Source organism: Rhizobium sp. BK251 (assembly GCF_004345245.1).
Lineage (GTDB): Bacteria > Pseudomonadota > Alphaproteobacteria > Rhizobiales > Rhizobiaceae > Rhizobium.
On record NZ_SLUQ01000002.1, the window covers coordinates 547,486 to 563,350 of the forward strand.

Annotated in this window: 11 protein-coding genes and 2 pseudogenes; 5 read left to right on the plus strand and 8 right to left on the minus strand. The window is 63.0% G+C overall.

Annotated elements, in window-relative coordinates:
* Nucleotides 1–276: 276 nt before the first annotated feature.
* Genes EV286_RS06525 through EV286_RS06540 form a run of 4 tightly spaced genes read right to left on the minus strand, consistent with a single transcriptional unit; the run spans nt 277 to nt 5,050 of the window.
* Nucleotides 277–1,935, minus strand: a complete 1,659-nt coding sequence (locus tag EV286_RS06525; RefSeq protein ID WP_132956197.1) for a thiamine pyrophosphate-binding protein — start codon at nt 1,933–1,935, stop codon at nt 277–279.
* On the minus strand, nt 1,932–3,131 hold the full coding sequence (locus tag EV286_RS06530) for a CaiB/BaiF CoA-transferase family protein (protein ID WP_132956198.1): 1,200 nt from the start codon (nt 3,129–3,131) through the stop codon (nt 1,932–1,934). The genes EV286_RS06525 and EV286_RS06530 overlap by 4 nt, the downstream gene beginning before the upstream one ends.
* An 18-nt stretch (nt 3,132–3,149) precedes the next feature.
* Nucleotides 3,150–4,103 carry a DMT family transporter gene (locus EV286_RS06535; RefSeq protein ID WP_132956199.1) on the minus strand — a complete coding sequence of 318 codons (954 nt, stop codon included), beginning with the start codon at nt 4,101–4,103 and terminating at the stop codon, nt 3,150–3,152.
* A 14-nt stretch (nt 4,104–4,117) separates the two neighbouring features.
* Nucleotides 4,118–5,050 carry an alpha/beta hydrolase gene (locus tag EV286_RS06540; RefSeq protein ID WP_132956200.1) on the minus strand — a complete coding sequence of 311 codons (933 nt, stop codon included), beginning with the start codon at nt 5,048–5,050 and terminating at the stop codon, nt 4,118–4,120.
* Nucleotides 5,051–5,215: 165 nt separating this feature from the next.
* Here EV286_RS06540 and EV286_RS06545 point away from each other — a divergent pair.
* The 4 genes and pseudogenes from EV286_RS06545 to metF all read left to right on the plus strand — a co-directional run bounded on the left by EV286_RS06545 (nt 5,216) and on the right by metF (nt 9,957).
* Nucleotides 5,216–5,966, plus strand: a pseudogene (locus EV286_RS06545) (ribonuclease).
* Between the two features lie 119 nt (nt 5,967–6,085).
* Nucleotides 6,086–7,735, plus strand: a complete 1,650-nt coding sequence (gene ettA, locus EV286_RS06550; RefSeq protein WP_132956201.1) for an energy-dependent translational throttle protein EttA — start codon at nt 6,086–6,088, stop codon at nt 7,733–7,735.
* 292 nt (nt 7,736–8,027) lie between these two features.
* Nucleotides 8,028–9,053: a metalloregulator ArsR/SmtB family transcription factor gene (locus EV286_RS06555; protein ID WP_132956202.1), complete on the plus strand. Its 1,026-nt coding sequence runs from the start codon at nt 8,028–8,030 to the stop codon at nt 9,051–9,053.
* Between the two features lies 1 nt (nt 9,054).
* Nucleotides 9,055–9,957: a methylenetetrahydrofolate reductase [NAD(P)H] gene (metF, locus tag EV286_RS06560; RefSeq protein WP_132956203.1), complete on the plus strand. Its 903-nt coding sequence runs from the start codon at nt 9,055–9,057 to the stop codon at nt 9,955–9,957.
* Nucleotides 9,958–10,411: 454 nt separating this feature from the next.
* Here the strand turns inward: metF and EV286_RS06565 are convergent, their stop codons facing one another.
* Nucleotides 10,412–11,329 (minus strand): DMT family transporter, encoded by a 918-nt coding sequence (locus EV286_RS06565; RefSeq protein WP_245500626.1) that lies wholly within the window; start codon nt 11,327–11,329, stop codon nt 10,412–10,414.
* 104 nt (nt 11,330–11,433) lie between these two features.
* On the opposite strand from EV286_RS06565, the gene EV286_RS06570 reads away from it, so the two are divergent.
* Complete coding sequence (locus EV286_RS06570) at nt 11,434–12,807, plus strand: cation:proton antiporter (protein ID WP_245500627.1); 1,374 nt, start codon at nt 11,434–11,436, stop codon at nt 12,805–12,807.
* Between the two features lie 4 nt (nt 12,808–12,811).
* Here the strand turns inward: EV286_RS06570 and EV286_RS06575 are convergent, their stop codons facing one another.
* The 3 genes and pseudogenes from EV286_RS06575 to EV286_RS06585 form a co-directional block, all read right to left on the minus strand.
* The gene (locus EV286_RS06575; RefSeq protein WP_132956204.1) at nt 12,812–14,008 is read right to left on the minus strand and encodes a lytic murein transglycosylase; all 1,197 of its coding nucleotides are present in this window, start codon (nt 14,006–14,008) and stop codon (nt 12,812–12,814) included.
* Nucleotides 14,009–14,283: 275 nt separating this feature from the next.
* Nucleotides 14,284–15,072, minus strand: a pseudogene (locus EV286_RS06580) (GH25 family lysozyme); the annotation flags it as partial.
* A 132-nt stretch (nt 15,073–15,204) separates the two neighbouring features.
* Entirely contained in the window at nt 15,205–15,822 is a 618-nt protein-coding gene (locus tag EV286_RS06585; RefSeq protein ID WP_132956336.1) for a class I SAM-dependent methyltransferase, read from the minus strand.
* Between the last annotated feature and the right edge of the window lie 43 nt (nt 15,823–15,865).

A 15,865-nucleotide genomic window follows, 5' to 3' on the forward strand; every position in this document is an offset into this window, starting at 1 on the left:
GCCTGAGGGCCGGTGGGCGAAAGCTCACCGGCCTATTCTGTCAGTAAGGGCATTGTCACAAGGCTGAGCTGTTTCGCGCCGTCACCCCGGACTTGATCCGGGGTCCAGCAGCGCCGCGTCTGCGGTGCGCAAGACTCCCAAGTATACGCGTCTTTTCGGCTCACAGACGTTCGCCGGCTGGATTCCGGCTCAAGGCCGGAATGACGGGTGGATTGGATGCCGTGTCTCAAGCCGCCACAGATGCGATTTCTTGGTGACCTGTCGGTGGGCGAAGGCTCACCGGCTTTTTGTTTGGGCGATTTCGCTGAGGGTGCGTGTCGGCGTGATCGCTTCCGGGTCGAGCGTGACCTCGATGATCGCCGGCTTGCGGCTGGCGCGTGCGCGCTCGAAGGCAGGCGCGAACTCCTCGGTCCTCTCCACGCGCTCGCCGTGGCCGCCGTATGCACGGGCTAGTGCAGCGAAATCCGGATTGGTCAGATCGGTCGCGCTGACGCGGCCCGGATAGTCACGCTCCTGATGCATGCGGATGGTGCCGTACATGCCGTTGTTGATGACGACCGCGATGAGCGGCAGGTCGTAGCGCACGGCTGTTGCGAATTCCTGGCCGTGCATGAGGAAGCAGCCGTCACCCGCAAAGCAGATGACCTCTCGCTCCGGAAAGAGCCGCTTGGCTGCGACCGCTGCCGGCAGGCCGTAGCCCATCGAGCCGGAGGCGGGGGCAGCCTGCGTATTGAACCTGCGGAAGCGGTGGAAGCGGTGCAGCCATGTGGAATAGTTGCCGGCGCCATTGGTGAAGATCGTGTCGCTTGCCGTATTTTCCTCGAGCCATTCCATGATCGGTCCCATCTGGACCATGCCGGGACCCGTCTTTGGCGGTGTCGACCAGGCAAGATAGGCTTCGTGCATGCGCGTCGTGCGTTCGGCCCAGCGGGCTTCCGCCGGAGCTTCGATCTCCGTGAGGGCGGCGACGAAATCCGCCGGGCTCGCGCAGATCGCGAGATCGGGGCGATAGACGCGACCAAGTTCGGAGGGGTCCGGATGGACGTGGACGAGCTTCTGCGCCGGATAGGGAATGTCGAGGAGCGTATAGCCTGAGGAGGGCATCTCCGAGAAGCGGCCCCCGACGAGGATGACGAGGTCGGCCTCGCGGATCTCCCTTGCGAGCGCGGGATTGATGCCGATGCCAACATCGCCGACGTAACAGGGATGAAGGTGGTCGAACAGCATCTGCCGACGGAAGGAGCAGCCGACGGGCAGCCTGAAGCGCTCCGCGAAATCCTGGAAGTCCGCAACCGCGTCTTTGTCCCAGCGCGTGCCGCCAAGGACGACCATCGGCCGCTCGGCAGCGAGGAGGCGCAGATATAGATCGTCGATCTGGCTGCGGCCCGGATGGGCTTCCACCCGGGTGTAGTGGCGCGGATGAGGCACTTCGACCTCATCGCGCAGCATGTCTTCCGGCAATGTAAGGACGACCGGACCGGGGCGGCCGGAGGTCGCGACCGAGAAGGCGCGGGTGACGAATTCGGGGATGCGCGCGGCGTCGTCGATCTCGCCGACCCATTTGGCGAATTCGGTGAAGGCGCGGCGGAACTCGACCTCCTGGAAGGCCTCGCGCTCGCGCGCATCGCGCTGCACCTGGCCGATGAAAAGGATCATCGGGATGGAGTCCTGGCGTGCGACGTGGAGGCCGGCCGAGGCGTTGGTTGCGCCGGGGCCGCGGGTGACCATGCAAATGCCGGGCTCACCCGTCAGCCTGCCCCAGCAATCAGCCATCATCGCCGCGCCGCCTTCCTGCCGGCAGACAAGCACATCTATGTCGCTGTCGTGGAGGGCGTCGAGAACCGCAAGGAAGCTCTCGCCCGGCACACAGGACAGGCGCTTGACGCCGTTCGCCTTCAGCGCATCGACAATGAGCTGGCCGCCTGTCTTCCTCATTTGCGCATCCTCCGCTCCAGTTCGGTGAGTTCGGCCAGAACTTCCTCCTGATGCTCGCCGAGCCGCGGGCTCGGGCGCTCGTAGCGCAGCGGCGTCTGCGAAAGGACGACCGGGCTGCGTACGCCTGGGATCATGGTGCCGGCCGCGTCGGCAAGGTCTATCCGCATTCCACGCGCCTTGACCTGCGGATCGGCAAACATTTCCTCGATCGTGTTGATTGCGCCGGCAGGCACGGCATTCTGCTCGCAGGCCTTCAGGAGCACCGCCTTTTGCCAATGGGCCGTTTCGGCCGAGACGGCGGTACGAACCTCGTCACGATGGGCGACCCGCGCCTTGTTCGTCGCAAACCGCTCGTCATCGGCAAGGCTCGAAATGCCAAGGAGCGCGCAGAGCCTGCGGAACTGGCCGTCATTGCCGACGGCGAGGATGATAAAGCCGTCGGCTGTGGGCACCACCTCGTAGGGCGAGATGTTCGGATGCGCATTGCCGAGGCGCTGGGGCGCACGTCCTGAGACGAGATAGTTCATGTTCTGGTTGGCGAGCACGGCCGCCTGGACATCAAGAAGCGCCATGTCGATATGCTGGCCTTCGCCCGTCTTCAGCGCGTGAATGAGGGCGGCCTCGATGGCACTCACTGCATAGATGCCGGTGAAGATGTCCGCGATGGCCACACCTGCCTTCATCGGCTGGCCGTCCGGCTCGCCGGTGACCGACATGAAGCCCGACATGCCCTGGACGATGTAGTCATAGCCCGCAAGGCCGGCATAGGGTCCGGTCTGGCCGAAGCCGGTGATGGAGCAATAGACGAGCTTCGGATTGACCTGGCTCAGGCTCTCGTAGTCGAGCCCGTATTTGGCGAGGCCACCGACCTTGAAATTCTCGATGACGACATCTGCGGTGGCCGTGAGGCGACGGACGAGCTCCTGCCCCTCCGGGTCCCTGAAGTCCGCGGTGATGGAGCGCTTGCCGCGGTTGGTCGCGTGATAATAGGCGGCGGACAGGTTCGCGCCGTCCTCTCCCTCGACGAAGGGAGGGCCCCAATGGCGCGTCTCGTCTCCGCCTTCGGGGTTTTCAACCTTGATGACGTCGGCGCCGAGATCGGCCAGCATCTGCCCAGCCCACGGCCCGGCAAGGACGCGGGCAAGCTCGATGACGCGAATGCCGGAAAGCGGCGGCTTCTTGTTGTTGACCGTCATGTTCCTCCCGAGAACGGATCACGGCGCCCGTGTGGCTTCAGATGTATCGGATACGGGCTTCGAAGCAAAGCGCCGCTCGCGCCAGATGATGTAGAGGCCGGAGGCGACGATGATGAGGATGCCGAGCCATTTGATGGCATCCGGAAAATCGCCGAAGACCAGCCAAGCGAAGATCGTTGCCGAGACGATCTCGAAATACTGTAGCGGCGCGAGGGTCGAGGCGGGTGCCGAGCGATAGGCATAGACCCCGAGAATGCCTGCGATCGCGGCGGTCACGCCGACGCCGCCGAGATAGAAGAGCGCGGTGCCCGAGGGAACCACCGGGTCGAGGATATCCGAGCCGCTGCCACGACCGAGGGCAAGCAGGATGATGCAGAAGACCATGCCCCAGATGCCGGTCTGAAACTGCATGGCCCAGGGATCTTCCCTGTGCGAAAGCACGCGGGTCATCATCGCGAAGATGGCGATGCAGAAGGCACTGACGACAGGCAGCAGTGCCACGAAGCCGACTTCCTCGAAGCTCGGCTGGATGATGAGCAGGGCGCCGAAGAAGCCTACGCCGCAGGCCGTATAGCGCCGCCAGCCGATCGTCTCCTTGAGGAAGAGGCTCGAAAGGATCGTAAGGATGATCGGCTCGACGAAGAAGATGGCGATCGCATCCGCCACCGACATGTATTTCAGCGTGGTCACGAAGCTGATCATGGAAATGGTGATGATGCCGCCGCGTATGACGTGATGGATGCTCTGGCGCCAGGTGAAGGCGGTCCATGTACGGCGCCAGATCACGATCGGCAACATGCAGAGCGCCTGAACGACGAAGCGGGCGAGCGTTATTTGGCCGGACGGGATCGTCGTGATTGCGAGCTTGGCGAAAACGTCGATCACCGGCGAAACGAGTACGGAAAGGAACATGAGCAGGAGGCCCATTGTTACTTCAGATGCGGCATTCTTCGTGGTTGATGCGGTCGTCATGTCGTGTCCTCGGATCAGGACCGTGCGATGGCGCGATCGCACCAATCGGCAAGGGCGGAAATGGCCGCTGCCGCGCCGATCTCGTTCAGCGTCTCGTGCCGCATGTCCTGATATATCTCGGTGGTGATATGGGAGAAGCCATGGCGTTTCAAATGGTTTGAGAGCCAGAGGATGGCTTTTCCATAGTCCGTTGCGGGGTCCTTTCCGCCGCCGACGAGGAGGATCGGGCGATCTTTCGGTATCCGGTCAAGGTGTTCCTTTTTCGGCGCCCGAAAGGTCAACTCGAAGATGTCCAGCCACAGCGAGACCGAGGCGTCGAAACCGCAGAGCGGGTCGGCGATGTACTTGTCGACCTCGGCCGGATCACGCGACAGCCAGTCGAAATCGGTCCGGTGGTCGGGGATCGATCTGCCCCAGGCATCAAATGTCAGCCTCGGCAGGAGGCCGCTCGGAACGTCCGAGCCTTTCAGCATGCGCTCCGCAAGCAGGATGAGTTGTGCCAGGCGTCCTGCCAGCGCGACATGGAAATTCGTGTTCCACACGGCAATCGCATCGAACTTCTCCGGATGGGACACGGCGGCATTCAGGCTGACGAGGCCGCCCATCGAATGGCCGAACAGGATGATCGGAAGCCCGGGATGTCTGGCCGCTGCTCGCTCGCGAACCATCAGGACGTCCCCGACCACGGCTGCAACGCCGTCCCGTCGCGCGAAACGGCCGAGTGGCGCGTCGGGTGCCGTCGTCTCGCCGTGGCCGCGATGGTCGTGCGCGTAGACATGGTAGCCGCGGGCTGACATTGCCTCGGCAACGCGCTGATAGCGGCGGGCGTGCTCCACAAGGCCGTGGCAAATGATGAGAATACCCCGCGGCGTTCCGCGCGCCGGCTCGTGATGACCAGCGATCAACGCGCCCGCTGCGCCTTCCATCCTCATCGTGTCGCTGAACATGATAACGTCCTTCCCCGTGCGGAAGAAATGCCATTCCAATGGCGATGGCAATGGGCCGCCTTTGTTATGCAAGGGATAAAGTTGCTGCACGCTTTCGATTCAGGGTTGCAATATTCGGCGGCGGGTACATATTTGTTCCAGTTTTGTTCTTGTTGGGGGTGGGGAATGAGGCAATGGCTTGGAAATCTTCTAGCGGGGCTGGTCGGCCTGACGCTGCTTGGCGGCGGGGCGTCAGCGCAGGATGCAGGCGGAGGAGGGGCGACGCGCTTTATCCTCGCGGCAAGCTGGCAACCGGCGTTCTGCGCGACGAACCGGCAGAAAGCCGAATGCAGGAGCCAGACGGAGGATCGCTTCGACGCGCGGAACTTCTCCTTGCATGGGCTCTGGCCGATGCGGAAGGATTATTGCGGCATCGATGCCGGCATCCGCGAGGCGGATAAGGAAGGGCAATGGGAGAGCCTGCCGACCGTCCAAATTTCCGAGGGGACGCGGCTCGAGCTTGAAAAGGTGATGCCGGGCACGCAATCGTCGCTCGACCGCCATGAGTGGGTCAAGCATGGCAGCTGCACGGGGCTTTCGGCCGACGACTATTTCAGGCTGTCCGTCGAATTGCTTGACGAGCTGAACGGCTCGGCGGTGCAAGCCCTCTTTGCGGCGAACATCGGCAAGCCGCTGGACGAGGCGACGATAAAGCGAGCCTTCGACGAGAGCTTCGGCAAAGGGGGCGGGTGATCGCGTCCGGATGAGTTGCCGCAGGATGGGCGACAGCCGCATCATCAGCGAGTTGACGATCGGTCTTTCCGCAGACGCCCTGTCCGCCAAGGCGGACGGGCCGCGGCTCGCCACGCTGATGCAGGGGGCCGGCTCGACGCGATTTGGGTGCAACGAAGGCATCGTCGACGCGGCCGGCTTCTAAAAGCCGCACGGCGGACGGCAGACAAATGGAGTGAGGGAGGGGTTTCGACGTTGCCGAGAGGCGGTGTTTCGCCTACATAGCGCCACGACTTTACCTTTTCCGTCCGGAGCACTGCATCAATGGCACGTCAGTTCATCTATCATATGGCCGGCCTCAACAAGGCCTATGGCAATAAGAAGGTCCTGGAAAACATCCACCTCTCCTTCTATCCCGACGCCAAGATCGGCATTCTCGGCCCGAACGGCGCCGGTAAGTCGACGGTGCTGCGTATCATGGCGGGTCTCGACAAGGAATATACCGGCGAGGCATGGCTCGCCGAAGGAGCAACGCTCGGCTATCTGGCGCAGGAACCGCAGCTTGATGCCTCGAAGACGGTTCTGGAAAACGTCATGGAGGGCGTGGCCTCCAAGAAGGCGATCCTCGACCGCTACAACGAGCTGATGATGAACTATTCCGACGAGACGGCGGAAGAGGGCGCGAAGCTGCAGGATATCATCGACAGCCAGAACCTCTGGGATCTCGAAAGCCAGGTTGAGATGGCAATGGATGCGCTACGCTGCCCGCCCGGCGAATCCGAGGTGACATCCCTTTCGGGCGGCGAGAAGCGTCGCGTCGCGCTCTGCAGGCTGCTGCTCGCGCAGCCCGACCTGCTGCTCCTCGACGAACCGACCAACCATCTGGACGCCGAGACGATCGCCTGGCTCGAAAAGCACCTGCGCGAATATCCCGGCTCGGTCCTGATGATCACCCACGACCGCTACTTCCTCGACAACGTCACGGGCTGGATCCTCGAGCTCGACCGCGGCCGCGGCATTCCCTACGAGGGCAATTACTCTGCCTACCTGCAGGCTAAGGCCAAGCGCATGGCCCAGGAGGGCCGCGAAGAGGCCTCCCGCCAGAAGGCGCTCAGCCGCGAACAGGAGTGGATCGCATCGAGCCCGAAGGCGCGGCAGGCCAAGTCCAAGGCCCGTATCCGTGCCTATGACGAATTGGTGCAGGCAGCCGACCAGCGCCGTCCTGGCGACGCGCAGATCGTCATTCCCGTCGGCGAGCGTCTCGGCCAGGTGGTCATCGAGGTCGAGAACCTCTCTAAGGGCTATGGCGACCAGCTTCTCATCGACGGCCTGAACTTCAAGCTCCCGCCCGGCGGCATCGTCGGCGTCATCGGCCCGAACGGCGCCGGCAAGTCGACGCTCTTCCGCATGATCACCGGCCAGGAGAAGCCCGACAGCGGCAGCATCCGCGTCGGCGATACCGTAGATCTGGGTTATGTCGACCAGAGCCGTGACTCGCTCGACGGCAACAAGACGGTCTGGGAGGAGATTTCAGGCGGCAACGACATCATCAAGCTCGGCAAGCACGAGGTGAACTCGCGTGCCTATTGCGGCGCCTTCAACTTCAAGGGCGGCGACCAGCAGCAGAAGGTCGGGACGCTTTCGGGCGGCCAGCGTAACCGCGTGCACCTTGCCAAGATGCTGAAGGCCGGCGGCAACGTCATCCTCCTCGACGAACCGACGAACGACCTCGATACCGAGACGCTCGCCGCACTCGAAGATGCGCTCGAGAACTTCGCTGGTTGCGCGGTCATCATCAGCCACGATCGCATGTTCCTCGACCGTCTGGCCACGCACATCCTCGCCTTCGAGGGCGACAGCCACGTCGAGTGGTTCGAGGGTAACTTCGAGGATTACGAACAGGACAAGATCCGCCGCCTCGGCGCCGACAGCGTCAACCCGAGGCGTGTGACCTACAAGCGCTTGACTCGCTAAAGCGAGACAGGCTGCCGAGTACTGCAAACCCCGGGCCGAGCTCGGGGTTTTTGCTTGCGTGCTGCGGGCCGCCGCCTGGGCAATCGTTCCTTGCGGCCATCCGTGACGGCATCGGCGTCGGCAATGATCGGCGGCCGAAGGCGTTGGAACTCAAGGCCACGCCGACTTGGGTGATTGCCTTTCTGCGGCGCGGTGCCGGGCAGGAACGGCCGGATCGGTCCGGACCCACTTCAGACTTGCAATCGCGCGGCAAATCACATAAAGATATGTTTATATCTTGATTGGGTGACGGATGGCCAACCTGGTGAAATTCGGGATCGACGAACTGGTGGACGTGCTCAAGGCGGCCGCTGAGCCAACGCGGCTCAGGCTTCTGGCCCTGCTTGCGGCGGGGGACCTCACCGTTACCGATCTTACCGAAATTCTCGGCCAATCGCAGCCACGTATTTCGCGGCATCTGAAACTCCTCGGTGAAGCCGCGCTCATCGACCGCTACCAGGAAGGCGCATGGGCCTATTTCCGGCTGAAGCAGGAAGGACGGGCCGTGACGCTGGCACGCACACTGCTGCGGCACGCTTCGGAAAACGACCCGGTCATCCTGCGTGATGGCGAGCGCCTCGCAGCGGTAAAGCGCCAGCGGGCCGAGAGGGCGCAGGCCTATTTCAGCCGCAACGCTGCCGAATGGGACGAGCTTCGCCGCCTGCATGCATCCGACGAGGATGTCGAAGCGGCAATCGTCAAGCTCGTGGGCTCCCAGCCGGTCGACGCGTTCCTCGATCTCGGCACCGGCACCGGCCGGATGCTACTCCTGCTTTCCGGGGTTTATCGACGCGCCATCGGCATCGACGCCAGCCGCGACATGCTGGCGGTCGCGCGCGCCAATCTCGACAAGTCGGGGATCACCAAGGCAACCGTCCGTCAGGGGGATATCCTGAACCTGCCGCTCGATGCGCAGGATTTCGACCTCGTCATCATTCACCAGGTGCTGCACTTCCTCTACGAGCCGGAGGCGGCGCTGGCCGAAGCGTCACGCATGCTGCGGCCGGGCGGGCGGCTCGTGATCGTCGACCTTGCACCGCATGCTCTCGAATATCTGCGGAACGAGCATGCGCATCTGCGGCTCGGCTTCTCGCACCAGACCATGGGCGAGTGGCTCGTGAAGGCCGGCCTAGACGTCGAGCAGGTTACCGACCTTCACTCCGAAAAACAGGGCAGTCAGGCCCTGACTGTTACAATCTGGCTCGCGCGCGATCCGCGGCTGCTGATCGCCGGCGGCCGGAACGAAGCGTCTACATCAATTCTTGCGGGGAACAGTTGATATGGCTTTGAAGGGCGTCAACGGCCGCGGCGACATCCGCGTATCTTTCGAGTTCTTTCCGCCGAAGTCGGAGGAGATGGAAGCGCAGCTCTGGTCGACCGTCGCCGACCTGCAGGCTTGGGATCCGGATTTCGTATCCGTGACCTATGGCGCCGGCGGCTCGACGAAGGCGCCGACGCTGACTACGGTCGGCCGGCTGATTGCCGAGACGCCGCTCGCCACCGCCTCGCACCTGACCTGTGTCGGCGCGACGCGCGAGGATACCCATCGCGTCGTCGAGGAACTCTGTGCGACGGGCGTCCGACACTTCGTCGCGCTACGCGGCGACCCGGCAGGCGGCGTCGGCACCGCCTATCAGCCGCATCCCGGCGGATACGCCAATGCAGCGGAACTCGTCGCAGGGCTGCGCGATCTCGGCGATTTCGAGATATCGGTCTCGGCCTATCCGGAGAAGCATCCGGAAAGCCGCGACACGGCAGCCGATATCGACATGCTGAAAGCGAAGGCCGACAGCGGCGCGACACGGGCGCTGACCCAGTTCTTTTTTGATAACGACACCTTCGAGCGCTACCACGATCGCGTGCGCGCTTCGGGCATCTCCATTCCCGTGGTGCCGGGGATCATGCCGATCCAGAACCTGACGCAGCTCAAGCGCTTTGCCGGAGCTTGCGGCGCGAGCATACCGGGCTGGCTCGACGAGAGGTTTGCCGGGCTGGACGACATGCCTGAGGAGCGGGCCAAGGTGGCGGCCGATGTTGCTGCGGAGCAGATCGAGGATCTCGCACGACGCGGCGTCCACGAATTCCACCTTTATACGATGAACCGCGCGCCCCTGGTTTCGGCAGTGCTCGAGCGCCTGGGCCTTGAGCGCAAGGCCGGGCGACGGGCCGGCGCTGCCGCCTGAGCCCGCGACAAGCCCCTGCGAGATAAGGAAAAGCGCATCCCTGAAGAGGGATGCGCTTTTTTATGAATGGGTTGAAGTAGTGTTTTCCAGGAGTCTAGGCATTTCAGTTAGGAGGTTCGCTGCTCAGATGAAAAGCATTGTCACAACGAACACGAACGCAGCACTGACCAAAAGGACATTCAAGGATTGAGTAAGTCCCATGTCTGCCTCCTCGCGTAAACCGTGCGATAGTATGTCGGAAATGTGTCACTTGAAAAGCACATTCTATGCTGCGGTGCCGAAGAGCGAGGAAAAGCTGGTCTTCTCTCGATCCATAAATATCTGATTATATTATGTAAAATTTGCCTGTGGATAGTTCACACATTTTAATGGCGCGTTAACAATCCGGAGGCGGCTTAACGATTATGGAGAGCGGCGATCGCCTCTGCCACAATTCAGGGCGCGAAAATCGAACTTAGGTAGTACTCAGCAGCCGATGGTAGAGGCGCCCGTCGAGGATCACCAGCCCCGCGCCGATGAGAAGCATGCCGGACAGTTGAAGAGGGCCGAGCCGTTCGCCGAGAAAGAGGAAGCCGAGCAGGATGGCGCTCGGCGGCACCAGCAGGGTGACGAGCGACGCATTGGTCGCGCCGGCGAGCGCCATGATGCGGAAGAAGAGAATATAGGCAAAGGCTGTCGAGAGCAGCGCAAGGCCGAGGATGGCGAGGATCGGCCCGAGCGGCGGCATGGGAAGCGTCCATGGCCGGTCGACGAGAAGCGAGACCGGCAGCATCACGAGCGACGAGGCGGTGAGCTGGCCGGCTGCGATGACTGGCGCGGGCGTTCCCTTGAAGCGCTTGGCATAGGTCGCGGCAAAGCCGTAGGAGACGGCGGCCAGCACGGGCAGAAGCAGTGCCCAGAGCGGAACTTCGCCCGGGGTTATTGCGCTCGGCCCGATCAGGACTGCCGTGCCTGCCAGTCCGACAAGACAGCCCGCGATCTTGGCGGAGGAGAGCTTCTCGTCATCCGTGAAGTGGTTGGTGATCAGGACGGTCCACATCGGCGTCGTCGCGTTCAGGATTGCGGCGAGCCCGGCCCCCATCTGCTTCTGGCCGAAGAAGATCAGCGCGTGCGGAAGGGCGTTGTTTATCAGACCCAGCACTAGGAATTCGCGCCAGCGTAGGCGCAGGGTGCCGACGATGTCGAAGCGCCCGCGGATATAGACGTGCAGAGCGACCGCTGCGAGCGACAGGCGCAGGAAGACGAGTGTGATCGGCGGCACGTACTGCACCGCGACACGCGCGAAGAAGAAGGACCCGCCCCAGATCAGCCCGAGGAGCAGCAACAGCCCCCAGGCCAGCGCGCCCATGCCGGTTTCTTGCCTTCCCCCCATCGTCGCCTCCATGCTTTTCTTCTTGTCTTAGCGGCAGATTCGCCGATTGCCACCCGAATCCGCGCATGCATCATGAAAGGCAGCGATTCGATTGGAAAGATGTGGTGCTGGACACACTCATGACAGGGTCGATCGAGGCCGCCGGGGACGCCAATGCTCTCGTGCCGATCGCGGTCGTGATCGCCGTCGCCGCAATCCTCGGGCTCGGTTTCCTGTGGTTGCGCCAGCCACCGCTCGTAGGCTTCATCCTGGCGGGCGTGGCTTTGGGGCCGACGGGCGCGGGGATCGTCGCGAGCTCCGGCAATGTTTCCCTGCTCGCCGAGATGGGCGTGGTCGTGCTGCTCTTCTTCATCGGCATGGAGCTTTCGATCAAGGCCTTCGTCCTGTCGTTGCGCCAGGCCCTGCTCGTCATGTGCGGGCAATTACTGGCGTCCATGGCGCTTGCAATCATCATTGCACTCGTTGCCGGCGCTTCGTCGTCGGAGGCAATCATTCTCGGCTTCATCATCGGCATGTCCTCGACGGTCGTCGCGATGAAGATGCTCGAGGAGATGGATTCGCTGCGCGGCGAGGCGGGGCGCGTGGCGGTCGGCGTCCTCATTGCGCAAGACATTGCGGTGATCCCGATGTTGATCTTCGTCGCAAGCCTTGGCGGAGGGGAGGTCAATGCAGGCGCCGTTTTCGCCAAGGTCGTCGCCGCCGTTGCCCTGATGGGTGGGCTGATGGCCTGGCTCGGCCGTCGAGGCAAACTGAAGGTTCCCTTCGCGGAGAAGGTGGAGGACAAGGTCGAGATCCTGGCGCTGGGGTCGCTCGCCGTCTGCTTCGGCGCGGCGGCTGTCTCGGGCCTGGCCGGCCTGTCGCCGGTCTATGGCGCATTCCTGGCGGGTATTCTGGTCGGCAATTCGACATTGCGCAGCCGCGTCATTCCGGTCATCGAGCCGATCCAGAGCGTGCTACTCGTCGTGTTCTTCCTCTCGATCGGCCTGCTGATCGACCTGCGCTTCATCTGGGACCATCTGTGGGCCGTGCTCGCGGTCTCGCTGATGGTGCTTGCCGCAAAGACGGTGCTCAACATCTTCCTCCTGAGGAAGACGGGCTCGCCGCCGCAGACGGCGCTCGTGGCCGGCCTCTCCATGGCGCAGATCGGGGAGTTCTCATTCGTGCTGGCTGCCGCGGGCCTTTCCGTGGGTGGCCTCGGCTATGATCTCTATCGGCTTGCAATCGCCGTGACCGCCGTCTCGCTTCTTGGCTCGCCGATCTGGGTCGGCGTCATGCACCGGCTGGACAATATGGCGAGCGAGGGGCTCCAGACCTACCGGCAGGCACTTGCCGTCGCCTACTCACACGAGATCCATGAAGTCAACCGTGGCCGTGACGCGATCGCCCGTATCCTCCACGGGATGCGGGTGCGCTACCGCGCGGTGCGGCTGGCAATCTATCATCGAAAGGCGGCGAGGCGGGATCGCCCCCGCCAATAGCCGGCTAGAGAGCGCCCAGCAGCGAAGGCGTGGCCCAGCCGTCGGCCGGCATGCCGAGGCGCTGCTGCTCCTTCTGGATCGCAACACGCGTACCGGAACCGAGGATGCCATCGATTTCGCCGACGTCGTGGCCGAGCGACTGAAGCTTGGTCTGCAGCGCCTTCATGTCGTCATTCGCCAGTCCCTGCTCGGGAGTACCCTTGAGATAGGGCGGGGCGCCGGAAAGCCGCGTACCGAAATAGGCGGCAGAGGTCGTGTAGATGAAGGACTTGTTCCATTCCAGATAGATCTGGAAATTGGGATAGGCGATGAAGGCCGCTCCCATGCGGCCCTGCGGCAGGATGAGCGAGCCCTGCAGCTCGGCGAAGCGCGTATCGCCGTCACGCGGCTTTACGCCAAGGGCAAACCAGTCGCCTGCCTTCATGTCGCTGCCAAGGCCGGATTTTTCCCAGGGCAGGGTCTCCGGCAGGGTAACTTCCTGCAGCCACGGCTCGCCGCGGCGGAAGCCGAGATGCTGGATGAACTTGGCTGCAGTCAGGATCGCGTCCGGGCTGCTCTGCTTCAGGCGCACGTGACCGTCACCGTCGCCGTCCACACCATAGGCGATGATATCGCGAGGGAGCATCTGCACCTGGCCGATTTCACCGGCCCATGCGCCGGTGTTCGTCGCCGGGTCGAGGTCGCCGTGCTGCACCATCTCGATCAAGGCGATCAACTGCGGGCGGAAAAGCTCTGGGCGGCGGCAGTCGTGGGCGAGCGTCACCAGCGCATTGCGCGTGTTGAAATCGCCCTGGACCGCGCCGAAGTCGGTCTCCATTGCCCAGAAGGCGGTAATCACGCCCGGCGGTACGCCATAATCCTGCTCTGCCTTGGCGAAGACATCCGCATACTGGTCCATCTTTTTGCGGCCGATATCGAGGCGCGCCTGGCTGACGGTCCGCTGCGAGAATTCGAGGAAGGTCTGCTTGAAGACGCCCTGCGCGCGGTCGCGGCTCAGCACCTTGGGATCGATCTGCGCACCGGCAAGCGCCCTGTCGGCGGCCTCGGCCGGGACGCCGGCAGCAATCGCCTCCTGCTTCACGCCATCGAGAAATGCGGAGAGGTCACCGCCGCAGGCCGGCTGCTGCTGGGCCGCGGCACCGGTGGCGATCATGGAGGTGAAAACGAGAGCGAGTGCGGTGCAGCTGGCGGGCAGGCGCATTGGGTGGTCCCTTGATTGGTGAATTACTTCGCTTTCACAGAAGATTGTGACCGAAGCAAGAAAATCCGGCGGAGGTTAACGCATCATCCGAGAAAGTGGAGTCGGTTTTCGGGTCAGCTGCGATCGGCCGGGGGCAGGTCGGCAGGCGGCACCGCGCCCAGCGACACCGGGGGAGAGACCGGCGGATTGACCGGCATCATGGCAGCGGGCGCGATCGCGGGCGGGGTCACGGCCTCCGGCGTCGGAGCCTGCTGGACGGCGATCTGGGGTGCGGCGGCGGCACTGGGCCTGGAAACGGACGCGACCCAGTTTTGCCAGTTCTTGGCGTTGCCGGCAAAGACATTGATGTCCGCCGGGCCCTTGATCCCCGGGATAACGCCCGTCGAGGTGTATTGCCAGAAGGCCCAGCGGCGGTCGGTATAGGTCACCTGTGGATGCTTGGCGACCGAGCGGACCCAGAAGTGGTAGTTCTGGAAATAGCCGGCCAGGTTGTCGCGGTGGAAATCAACCGAGGTGTAGATGATCGGGCGCTTGCCGTAATAGGCCTCCAGGCGGTCCATGAAACGCTGCATGGCGGCGCGCACCGTCACCGGGTCGGGACGGAAGCGGCAGGTTTTCGATTCGCCGTTCCACTCGACGTCGAGCACCGGCGGCAGACGCATCGACTCCCGCGGCACATTGCGGATGAACCAGTCGGCCTGCTCGTCTGCCGAGGAGCAGAAATAGTAGAAATGGTAGGGGGCATGGGGGATGCCGACCGCGCGGGCGCGCTGCCAGTATTCGTTGAAGCGGTTATCGACGCGGTCCTTGCCTTCGGTCGCCTTGATGAAGGCGAAGGAAACGCCGGAGGCTTTCACCTTCTCCCATTGGATATCGCCCTGCCACTTGGACACGTCGATGCCGTGAACGGCATGTCTCTGTGGGTGGTTGGCCCCGAAATCCTGCGGATCGGTGTCCTTGAACTTGGGCTTTACCGATGCGGTTTCCAGGAAATCATATCCAGATGACGTGCAGCCACCTAGCATCATAACCAACGGCAGAACGCAGAACAAAAGCCGGCGCATGGATGTCCCATATCGAAGCGATTGACGTCTGTTCCCCACAGGATAGCTTTCGTGAGATGGCGACCCGGCAAGGGAGGAGAACCTCCCTTTCACCATATCAACGTAAAAAATCCGTTAGTTTCAAGCGAAATATTAGCTGCGCGTGATAATACATGCCCGCCAGGCATAGCCGCCGCCGATGGATTCGAAGGTCAGATCGGCATTCCGTGCCTTCGCCCGCTCTTCGAGAAATTCGCGCAAATCGGCGCGGGGAGTGACGTGAAAGCGCCTGAGCCATCCCCCGAGGAGGTTCCTGAAAGCGGCTGGCAAACGCTCCTGCTGACCGAAATCGACGATGTGCAGCGAGCCACCGGGTCGAAGGGAAGCCAGCGAAGCATCGACCGCGCCCTGCCAGTTCGGGATCATCGAAAGTGCGTAGGAAATAAGGACGCGCTCGAAGCCGTCCACGCCGAATTCGCGCGAATTGAAGTTCGTCGCGTCGGCGACGCGGAATTCCGGTACGGGGATCACGTAACGGAATGTCGCTTTTGCCGAAATCAGCATTTCCTGCGAGATATCAAGACCGTAAAGGCGTGCCTTCGGGTAGCGACGATAGGCGAGGAACAGGTTCCGGCCCGTGCCGCAGCCCACCTCGAGAAGCGCTCCGCCATCCGGCACATCGAGCTTGCTGATAGTCCGGTCGCGGCCGAGCAGGTAGTACTTGCGCGTGATGTCGTAGATATGCCGCTGGTAGCGGTACATCCGGTCCATCAGGCCGGCGTGACCGTCCGTGGTCGCCTGCGTGGCTGCGTCC